The organism is Rhodococcus sp. SG20037 (genome assembly GCF_031763325.1).
Classification (GTDB): Bacteria; Actinomycetota; Actinomycetes; order Mycobacteriales; family Mycobacteriaceae; genus Rhodococcus_F; species Rhodococcus_F qingshengii.
In genome coordinates this window covers 4,240,621-4,252,047 of record NZ_CP134497.1, presented here as the reverse complement: position 1 = coordinate 4,252,047, position 11,427 = coordinate 4,240,621, and the positions used below count along the sequence as shown (strand labels likewise).

At 57.1% G+C, this 11,427-nt stretch carries 3 protein-coding genes; 2 read left to right on the top strand and 1 reads right to left on the bottom strand.

Annotated elements, in window-relative coordinates:
* Positions 1–2: 2 nt before the first annotated feature.
* Positions 3–2,876, bottom strand: coding sequence for a helicase-related protein (locus tag RHP72_RS19430; RefSeq protein ID WP_283377525.1), 2,874 nt, complete (start codon positions 2,874–2,876; stop codon positions 3–5).
* A gap of 189 nt (positions 2,877–3,065) precedes the next feature.
* Here RHP72_RS19430 and RHP72_RS19425 point away from each other — a divergent pair, with 189 nt between their 5' ends.
* A complete protein-coding gene (locus RHP72_RS19425; protein WP_311093710.1) occupies positions 3,066–6,416 on the top strand; it encodes a hypothetical protein in 3,351 nt (1,116 codons plus the stop codon).
* The gene (locus RHP72_RS19420; RefSeq protein WP_311093709.1) at positions 6,413–11,347 is read left to right on the top strand and encodes a DEAD/DEAH box helicase; all 4,935 of its coding nucleotides are present in this window, start codon (positions 6,413–6,415) and stop codon (positions 11,345–11,347) included. Before RHP72_RS19425 ends, RHP72_RS19420 begins: the two co-directional genes overlap by 4 nt.
* Positions 11,348–11,427: the final 80 nt, after the last annotated feature.

The following is an 11,427-nucleotide window of genomic DNA, read 5'->3' as shown; positions in this document are numbered from 1 at the left end:
GATTACAGGTCCTTACCGGGAACGATAACGAGCAGCGGGCGGACCAGTTGCTGGGTGGGCGCGAGAGATTCGGCGAGGCGTTGTTCCACTGCAATGCGGCGAGAGAGTTTGTCGACCTTCTTCTTCTGGCCCGGGAACAGCTCAAGCTGTTCTGCACCGGTGCGCCAGCGGTCGGCACGCTGACGCCAGCGCGTCAGCCGTTCGTTTGCGGCGTCCTCTTGAGCGGCTAGAACCATGGACATGGCCTTGCTGGCTTCTTCAACGGCGATAGGTATCAGCGCCTGGTACGTCTCAGGGTTCTCAATTGGCCCGGGATTGGCGGAGCCTGGTTTGAGTCCCGTCTCATCGGCGAGAAAGTCGAGGTCCTCCCGAGGTTCTACTAGGCAGAAGGAAGGGCGGTCCAGGTTCGGGAATTCGGCAGTGGAGAACACTCGTGAGATCAGCTGTCCTCGTCGATTCATCAAGGTGCCCATCAACAGCACTGTGGGAGAGTCGACGTCGCCGCGGATGACAAAGATCTGTCCTCGACCAAGTGCACTCAGAGCACGATCACTCGCCCAGTCGAGCACGGGGTGAAGGGGACCGAGGAAGTGTGCCTCAGGCCAGGTAGTGCCGGCCACGCCCTTGCCTTCCCTTGCAGCGCGGAGCTGCGCGTTGCCGACGGTGTGGGAGGTCGCGAGCGTCAGACGTTCGAGGACACGACCGTGCTGTAGGTAGTTCTGAGGCAACTGAATGAGCCGCTGGCGCAGATCTTTCGGTGGGGTTAGTTCCGCGATCGCATGATTGGCATGGATCTTCCAACCGACGCCACCGTCGTCCAATGAAGCATGCGGAACGTCGTGGAATGCAGCGCGGAGGGCTTCGTCGAGGAATGTGATGTCGTCGGTGTAGAGGCTTTGGCGCGGTGATTCGGGTAGTGCTGTGGGCTCGTCTTCTACCGCGTCGAATTGTGCGAAGAAGGCGTCGAGATCGTCGCCGTCTGCAACATCGTCGACTTCCCGGACTTGTTCGTCGAGTGTTGTGCGTCGTGCAAGAACGTCGCGGATCGCGGACTCTTCCTCTCCCACGCTGTGTTTGCCCATCAATGACGCAACGTCACCGAGGGTGGTGTGTGCTTGGTTTTCACGTTCGAGGAGGCGGGAGAGCACCCTCAGGTCGCCGGAGAAATTCGGATCGGACGGCTCAAGAATAAGCGAAGAAATGACGGGCGGGAACTTCTGCCCGTAACGGTCGATGCGGCCGTTACGCTGCTCGATCCGGATCAGCGACCACGGGATGTCGTAGTGAATCAGATGGTGGCACTGGGCATGAAGGTTCACGCCTTCCGATGCCACGTCGCCCGTGATGAGCACTCGGATCGGGGAGGTCTCCAGCTTGAAGCTGTCCACAATTTCCTGCTGCTCTACGTCGGAGAGCCCGCCGTGCAGCATGGCGATGTTTTCCGGCTTGAGTTTGAGTGCCTTGGGCAAATGTTCGCGCAACCAATGCAAGGTCGCGATGCGTTCGGCAAACACGACAGCTCGGGTGGACGATTTCGGTCCGATGCCGATCTCGGAAAGCCGTGTGACTAGCGCAGAGGACTTGCCGGCGGAGTCGTTCAAAGCGGAGTCGTTGAGGGCACCGAGAGTTTCGAGAGCATCCAATTCGATTCGCTGCTCGGGAACAAGTGGGTCAAGTTTGGAACGGCGCTGTTTGATTGACTCGGCCAGCGCAGCAGGGGAAGAGAGGAAGGCTTTTGCCAGCGTCCAGGGGAATAGTGCCTTGGTCTCGCCCGAGTATGGTGAGCGGCCTTCCTGAGGGTGCAGCCAAGTGTGTGAGAGTTCCCTCGCCACAGCATCTTCCGAAGGCGATGGTGCGATCAGTTTGTGGACGGGTTCGGCGCGCTCGGCCCAGTCGCTGCCCACCTCTGCCGCTACCTCCGGGTGGTGCCTGTGGCGTCGAATCAACAACGAGGCAACATCGTCCTTGGTGAACGTGCCATCCGCTTTGACCGCAGTGGGGTCAAGAAGGCGGAGCAGCTCCGCAAACGATTCTTCCTTGCCGTTGTGCGGTGTAGCGGAGGCGAGGATCAGTGCCTCGGTGTTGGGCGCGAGGACCCGAGCCAGCTCGTTGTTCTGCGTACCGACATTGGTGAGGTTGTGCGACTCATCGATAACCACGGCATCCCAATGCTGACGTTCGAGATGCGCCTTGTATCGGGGACTCTTGAGAGTGTCTATGGAGATGATTGCGCGCTTGAAATATGTGAACGGGTTACGGGTGGCCGGCAACTTCTGCCGAACCTTCTGGATACCAGCAGAGTCGAGGCGCACGAATGGCAACGCGAACCGGCACCACAGCTCATGCTGCATCTGCTCGAGCACATGCTTGGGCGTCACGACGAGGATGCGTTCGCCCCGGCCACGTCGAACCAGCTCCGAAAGGATCATGCCGATTTCGAGGGTCTTGCCCAGGCCCACCGCATCCGCAATGAGGATGCGCGGACGGATATGTTGCGGATCAAGGGCCTTTGCGACCGCAGCGCGCTGGTAGCCGAGCGAATCGGCCAGCATCTGCGTCGAGACCGTCAGAGTCTGGTCGCCGTAGGGGAATGGCGTTTTGCGGAGCAGTGCCTCGAGCCACAGCCGTGCATCCCGGTATCCCGAGGATCCGTCAGCAACAACCTCGGTCTTGGCTGGGTCCATAACCTCGATGTGGTCGAGACTTGAATAGAATGACGCAGTCGTGTCTGCCACCAGCTCCGATAGGCCACGGGCCCGGACGAGCCATCCGTCGGACCCCTGCTCGGCTGAGGTGACCAGCCATTCCTCGTCGCGAACGACAACTATCGAGCCAGGGGCGATGTTGAGGGCCTCACGAGATTCGGCGATGGTCATGCTGTGGTTACTCCTGAGGATTGACGGTCTGACGTATCAACTTAGCGTTCGGACGCGATTGAGTGTGTGACGCCTGGTTCGGCAGGTTTGTCGGTGACCTGTGGCACAGTCGGAGTAACTGGGACTAAGGGCGGATTGATCGTGACTAATGGGTATTTGTCAGACCAGGCGAATGACGAGGAGTTTCGCTTGGCCCGTGAGCTGGACAAGGTTGCGCTCTTCTTCGAAATGAATCTTGACGAGGATGAAATTCGTAGAACGCAAGAGCTGTACGGCCGGGTTGCTGTGCGATTTCTTCCGTTGCATGGTGCTGCCGCACTGATTAAGAAGTATCCGGCGCTGACGCTGACGACTTTGGTGGGGCACGCAGGTCTCGCGTATGAACAAGGGCGTTACTGGGAGAGTTTCTGGGCAGAGCTGGACCTAGAGCACGACGCCGAGGTCGAAAATGCTCTGAGGGGTGCGCTCGCTGGCCTACTCAAGAAGTTCGGATTGAGGGAGTTTCCCGAGATTTCGGGCAGTTACATCAGGGTGATGGCTATGCACGCGGGAATTCCAGTGCATTGTCTAGATGATGTGATCGACCTGATCGAGGAACATCTCTTACATGGGCGCGATCCCAGTGGGGCGTCACTTCTCGAGTGGCTCACTGAACCTGGAATGGGTTATCGGCTAAACAGGCTCGATTCTCCCGTACGGAACTTTCTTCAGCTAGGTGGCGAGGTTGCGATTGACATTCTGGACCGAATTATCGAATTCGTGTGCTTCACATCTGTGAAACCTGATGTGTGGAATGACCTCGACCTTGAAACATCGACAACGGGGTTACCTACTCTGATCCTCGATGGGCTGATCGAGAGATTGCAGGAGCGGCCGTTTGGGCAATCTATTGACAAGCCGATGCGACGCACTCGATCACGCAAGCCTACTCTGTCATTTTCCGTGCAAGACGACCAGATCATGATTGGTGTGCCCTACCCGGCCGACTCCGCTGAAAAGCCCTGGAAACTTTCGCTCAATGGGAATACGCGTGAGATCTATGCCGACCGTGGCTGGGGCGTCGATGCTGATGGTGAGCATCCTTTGACCCCAGTGACAGTCACGGCCCCTGCTCGGGAAATACTCCTACGTCACGAATCTACGGGGGCAAATTATCGAATACCATTGGTGGACAAGGCAGATCCACTCTTGTTGTTCACCGCAGATGGTCGATTAATTCAGCGACATACTCCTCTTCCTCGTGGGGTCGTGTGGGCGGTATTCCCGCACGACGCAACGATTATCGACGCGATGACCGGAGATAATCTTGAGCCGCTGGCCGACCCGCGGGTTCCTTCGGGTTGGCGAGGCTGGAAAGTTTGGGGCATCGATCTAAGTGCCAAAACGTCGATAGTGGTCAAGCGAGTGGGCATCGACGCGCCGATACGTGGTGTGCGTTCGCTCGGCGCTCCACGTTACGAGCCCGCCGACCCGGTCAAGGGCCTCAAGACGACCAATGGATTGTCGGTTTACGGAGGGAGGCCGACCATTAAGCTGCCGCCGCATCTGGGGAGTCATCCCGAAGTGTGGAGCGTGAAGGTTCGGCGCTCGGGTGAGACGAATTGGATAGCCCAAGAGCAATGGGAATCGGGCAGCGTGGACACCTATCTCGATCCCTTCGACGGTGTGCCAGCGGGGTTGCTCGGACTGTATGAGATTGTGGTCAGTGGCGCGGTGGGATCAGACCTTCGCCATACGTTGTTCATTGCCGAAGGGCTACACGTCGACCATGGAATCGAATTCCGTTGTCCGGTCGTTGGTGGTTTGACGCCCAGCGCTACAAACGTGGAATGTGCGCAACCGCTTTCTGTCGACCAGGCGTCGATCAATTTTTCGACTGATGTTCGGGATAGCTATGTCCGAATTGATAGTGGCACAGCATCATTCAAGCTAGTTGTGACGCCGCCGTACTTCGAATCGCGAATCGATACAATGGGAACGCCTGCGCAATGGCGGACCACGGCCCAGATTCTCAAGCCCTCAGACCTCGAGGTGCATGCAGTAGCTGCAGCCCGGGTTCCGGGCGAGGTGACGGTCAAATTCGCCTTGACAGATGATGCTGGTTCTGTTCTCCAGGAGGAAGATTCGGAAGCGCGGGCGGACAATATCTTTCAGATATCTACGCGAACTTTCGTGGACACGGCTCGGAAAAACGGGGCTTGCCAACTGGTAGCGCGAATTGACGACCAGCGCGACTGTACCCATACGCTCACAATTGCCCAGATTCGACAAGCACGACTGTGTGGATCAGTTCGACTGAGCGGGAAAGATCTTGTATTTGAAGATCTTGCCGACGAGGAAAACCTGGCAGTGTTTCTCTGGGCCGCTACTGCGCCCTGGAAGCCAGTGGCCCGGATCGACATCTTGGGAAATCGGGCAACTTTGCCGGAAGGCCTACATGCCGCGGGCGCGTTGCTCGTGCAAGTTTTCGTCGATGATCCGTGGGTAACGATCGCCCGTCCTAGTCGCCCAGACTGGACCGCGCATCGGATCGAGCAACAGGGTTGGGTTCGGGATGATGCTGGCGGCTACGAAGCCCTCTCCCGATTCTTGTCCGGAAACGGTGCGCCACCGATGTCCGAGGACGTGGTGTCGGCTGCCGTAGCGGCATTGGTGCTGTTGCCGAAGGAACCGACTGACGCTCACAGTGAACGAGTTCGCGGTGCTCTCACCAGGATTCTGTGCCGGCATCCACGCTCCTCGCTGGAAGCATTGGGCGACAGCATAATTCCATCAGACGAGATGATGGGGCTGCTTATACGAACGTACTTAGTTGGAATGGCATTCTCCGCTAGCTTCACCCTCAATGAAGTGCATTCGCACGCGTGGGTGGGGTGCATGGTGGAGATCGCTGACTTGCCTTCGCTGTATTCCCGCAGGGACAAGGTGTTTGCCGAACGATCAGAAACGCTCGGGTATCTGGAGAATCAGGGTGGCACGACGCTAATTGAACTTCTGAGCGATGGAAAATCTTCCTTGCCCAAGCCCGGTGTATTAGACCGGGCAGCACTGGTTATCGCCGAGTGGACGCACGAAGCAAGAGACGAATTCTTTCTTACATTCGAGCTGGCACCTGGGGCATTGTTGGATGCTGATATGAGGACAGCGGCGACGGTTGACGCCTTTCATCGACGTGGTGAGTGGTCTTCTGATCCAGTGCAGACGGACTTTGCAGCTGACTCGAGGAGGGCCTTGCGAGAGATCAAAGCAGTTGCACCACAGATATTTGATGCCATCCAGGTCCGGAATGTCGCAATAGCCGGCGTTGACTTGGCCGAGTACCCATGGATGGCGCTTTCAGTACAGTCTCTGACCATGGCAGCAGTTGCGCGGTTGGACGCGCGAGGTGAGTTTGAGTGTTCACCGATGACGTCCGACATGCGCGAAGGGTGGGCGCGGATGGCTGATCTCTTCCCAGCAATGGTCGCAACGGATCTCCTAATCGCGGATGCACTTGTTACTCACACAATCTTTGGTGACCTGATCGGAGAAATCGCATGACAGACCGACTCGATCCTTTGGCGGCTGGTGTAGGGATTGAGGCTAGTTATAAGCGCTATCTGAAAACACTTCTTGCCCCTAGAGATCCGAAGCTTGCGGCCGCGTTTGACGCTGCGGTGGACGATACTTCGTTGCTCACGAAGGGGCCGATGCTCGAGCTGACGCCGCCGTACGCGCCCGGTGCGTCGCTTCGAGAATTAATTGGTGATGGTGTACTGCACCCAGATTTTGTTGAATTGGACAGCGAAGCAGTCCCGGTCGATCGTCCGCTCTATCGACATCAGGAGAGCGCAATCCGCAAGGTCGTTGCGGGTCGAAACCTAGTTGTCAGTACAGGTACTGGCTCTGGTAAGACCGAGAGTTTCCTGCTTCCCATTCTCAACTCATTGATTGAGGAGCGGGCGAATAGAACGTTGACGCCGGGTGTGCGGGCGTTGCTGCTGTATCCGATGAACGCGCTTGCCAACGACCAGCTCAAGAGGTTACGGACAATGCTCGCAACGATGCCGGACATCACCTTTGGTAGATATACGGGTGAGACTAAGGAATCAGAGAAGGACGCACGATCAATCTTTCGAACGCTCCACCCGGGGCAGGCGCCGTTGCCGAACGAGATGCTCAGTCGTGAGGAAATGCGCGAACGGCCACCGCACATATTGCTGACTAACTACGCGATGCTTGAGTACCTACTGCTGCGACCTGCCGATCTGGATCTGTTCGACGGTGAGCACGCTGGCACGTGGAAGTACATTGCACTAGACGAAGCGCATGTCTACGACGGTGCACAGGGCTCGGAAGTTGCGTTGCTGTTGCGGCGCCTGCGGGAACGGGTAGCGCGCGGGAAATCGCTGCAGTGCATTGCGACGTCCGCCTCGCTGACGGGAAAGAGCGCGGAAACTCAAGGTTCAGAGGCAACGACCTTCGCCCACAAACTTTTTGACGTACCTTTCGAGTTCGTTGGCGACGACGACAGTCGACAGGACTTAGTGACGGCGGCACGGCTACCGCGACGCGGCGCACCGACGTGGACCATCGATGACGATTCGTTGATGGATCTTGCTCGGCCTGATGCTGATCTAAGTTCACTGGGTGGGCACTCTGTTAGCGGGGATTTCGCAGACGCACTCCATGATGAACAGCGGATTGCGGATCTCAAGTCGATAGTCTCCCGAGGTCCTGCCGACGTCCGTACATTGGCATCAAAGCTGTGGCCAGACGACCCTGAAGCGATGGTAAGGCTTGAGGCGCTAGTGGCGCTCGGTTCCAAAGTGAGTGATGCAAGTGGTAATCCAGTTCTGTCTGCGCGCTATCACATGTTTGTGCGCGCAACGGAAGGAGCTTACGTCAGTTTCACCGACGAGCTACCCCGCGTTTTTCTTGGGCGTCATGAGATTGATCCCGAGACGAGGAGAGCGGTATTTGAATTCGGTACCTGTCTACGTTGCGGCGCAGTGCATTTGGCCGGGAATGTTTCTGTGCATCAGGGTCGCCAGTTCTTCCGTCCAGCGAAAAACGATTCGTCGGTACGTTGGCTCGTACTGACAGGTACCGACGACGTCGGCATGGTCGACGAGGATGAGACGACACTTGCGGAGGATCTCGATACCGGGGTGTCGACCGGTATGAGAAACCTCTGCACAGGCTGCGGCCTGTTGAGCGGTTCGTCTGAATGTGTAGACAGTGAATGCCCAGGCGGTCCAGTACTGCAAGTACGTGAACATGCTGCGGCGACTCGCGTGATGAGCAAGTGCACCGAGTGCGGAGCGCGGTCCCGCCAGGTGATTCGTAGACTTCGGACCGATACCAATGCTGCGCCTGCAGTGATTACCACGGCGCTCTATCAACATCTGCCGCGTGCAGCCGACGAAACCGTCGAACAGGTCGGCGAGGGACGCAAGCTCCTGATGTTCTCCGACTCGCGGCAAGCCGCAGCATTCGCTGCGCCGTATCTTGCGCGCACGTATGGTCGGATGCTTGAGCGTCGATACGTCACTCAAGCGCTGTCGGATCCGAAGAATATCGACGAGGAATTCTCGGTAGAGGATCTCGCCGATGAAACTCGAAGAATTGCGACGAAGGCGCAGTACTTCGACGAGCGGGCCACCCGGAAAACTACCCTTCGCGTCGTAAATCCTTGGATAATGGCGGAACTGATGAGTATGGACGAACGTCAGTCGCTCGAAGGTTTGGGACTGATGCGAGTTTCCTTGTTTCGATCGCGGAAGACTGAACTGCCTAAGGGGTTCTTGCATTTGGGGCTCACGCCGGACGAAGTATGGGGCTTGTTCGAAGAACTTCTGAAAACCATTCGATTGCAAGGCGCGATGACCTTGCTGCCCGAGGTCGATATCAAAGCGTCGATTTTCGAGCCACGGAATACTCAGATCCGTATTCGGTCGATGGATTCGGATCGAAACAAGCGCATTATCAGCTGGCTCCCGGGAGGCCACGCGGGCACAACGAACAATCGAATCCTTTTCGTACGGAAGGTGCTTGCCGCACTCGGCTCCGACGTGCCTGCAGATAAGGTTCTGAACAGTTGTTGGAAGTTTCTTCTTGACGAGGGATACGTGACTCCCAAGACTGACAACTTTGCCGGTGATGTCTATCAGGTAGATCACGAACAACTCCGTATTCGACCTGGCGTCGAGAGCAGGTGGCACCAGTGTTCCGCGTGCAGACGCCTGAGCGCGAACAACGTTCGCGATCTCTGCGCGCATGGAACCTGCGATGGGACTTTGCGTGAATTCGAAGTCCCACCAGTGGAGCACGATGCCAATCACTACCGCTCGGTCTATCGCACTCTTAACGCAGTCCCACTTGCCGCCGAGGAGCATACGGCCCAGTGGGAAGCCACAAAGGCAGCGGAGATCCAGCGCGAGTTCGTCTCTGGCGGAATCAACGTGCTCTCTTGCTCTACGACTTTTGAGCTCGGCGTCGATGTAGGTGAACTGCAGGCCGTGGTTCTTCGGAACATGCCACCAAAGACAGCGAATTACGTCCAGCGGGCTGGACGGGCAGGTCGTCGCGCCGCATCTGCGGCATTGGTCCTGACTTATGCGAAACGTAGTTCCCACGACCTGACGAAGTTCCAGAAGCCGGAGTCCATGATCGCTGGTGAGATGCGCATCCCTTGGATCCCCATCGAGAACGAACGAATCGGGCGCAGGCATGCGCATTCTGTCGCGCTTTCTGCATACTTCCGTCATCGCTTTGAACGAGATGGGCTTACGTGGAAGCATGCGGGCGCATTCTTCTCGCCAAGTGATGACGGCCAGGATTCTCCGGCGTCCCAGGTTCGAATGTTCCTCACTCCAGTTCCCAAAAGCATCCACGATGCACTCCTACAAATTCTTCCGTCGCCAGTTGCGGAGATCATCGGAGTGCACGACGAGACCTGGGTTGATCGGCTTTGTGAGCTCATGGCGACAGCTGAGCAAGAGATGTGCAACGACATTGATACCTTCAAAGCGTTGATTGAGGAAGCCAAGACATCAGACAAACTCGCATTCGGTGGACGGCTGCAGAAGACGCTCAAGACCATTGAAGAACGTCAGTTACTCGGATATCTAGCGAACAAGAACATCCTTCCTAAGTACGGCTTCCCAGTGGACACCGTCGAACTGCGAACCGCGCATTGTGAGGGTGACGTTGGTGCGCGGCTTGAGCTTTCTCGTGATCTGAGCCAAGCCATTTTCGACTACGCGCCAGGCAATCAGGTGGTAGCAGGGGGCAAGTTGTGGACCTCCCGCGGACTCCACAAGCTACCTAAACGGGAACTTGAGGAACTCAAATATCGGGTGTGTCGCAACTGCAACGAGTTTGAGTGCGGACACGAACTTGATGTCGAGACTCAGTGTCCCAGTTGTGAGCAGGAGTTTGGCAGGATCCGCACGTTCGTCGTGCCTGAGTTCGGATTTGTGGCCGACAGGAAGGTTGACGATGTGAAAACAGAACCTCCCCAGAGGCTTTGGGGTGGTGCAAGTTACGTTGAGAGCATCGGCAAAGTTACTGAGACTTTCGAGTGGCAATCGACAGGTGGAATGGAAGTGAAGGCGCGTGCAGGCACGCGCGCGCGGATGGCCGTGATATCCGAGGGCAATGGAGCCGGTTTCTACCTCTGCGGCTGGTGTGGGTGGGCCGAGGCGTCGACAGGAAAGCCAATCAAGGGCGGGCACCAGCGGCCTGCGACCGGGAGTGCGTGCGAGGGACGACCACAGGTAGTTTCACTGGCACATCGCTACGAGACTGATGTCGCAGAGTTCACGTTCGGAGACATGTCCTATGACAAGGAATCTGAATCACGTTGGCTATCGGTGCTGTACGCCCTCCTGGAAGGCGCTTCAGAGGCGCTAGAGATTAGCCGTGACGATATTGATGGCACATTGTCGTGGAGTAAGGAACGTAAACGAAGCATTGTTCTCTTTGACACTGTTCCCGCCGGTGCCGGCGCTGCAAAGAAGATTGCAGAGAATCTTGAAAAGGTTATTCAGTTTGCAGTCGATCGGGTTAGTCATTGTGATTGTGGCTCGGAAACATCGTGCTACGGATGCCTACGCTCATTCCGCAACGAACGATTTCATGAACGGCTTACGAGGGATGGAGCGTTGGCCATCTTCCAATGGCTCGAGGTCGTCGGCGTTGATGGTGCGGTAGCCGGACCATGGGGTGAAAACCTCGTGCACACACCAGAATCCGTTGTCGAACTGCTACTCGAACTGTCGTTGCGTGGCGCGGTGAAGCCAGATATCGGCATAGATCTCGGCACGCACTATTGGCCAATCGAGGCCGTCTGGCCTGACTCGCGGATTGTGCTCGTGGAAGGTGATGATCCAGATCGAGACAGCGGACTGGGTGCAGATGGGTACAAGGTAATCAATATTGTCGATGCTGACGCGGACTTGCTGCTTGGCATGATCGCCGGTGGATGATCGTGGATTTGCGTGCTCGATAATCAAGTACTTCGCGGCGCATGCACCTTGCGGAGGTGCATGCGCCTGCAGGGTCGACT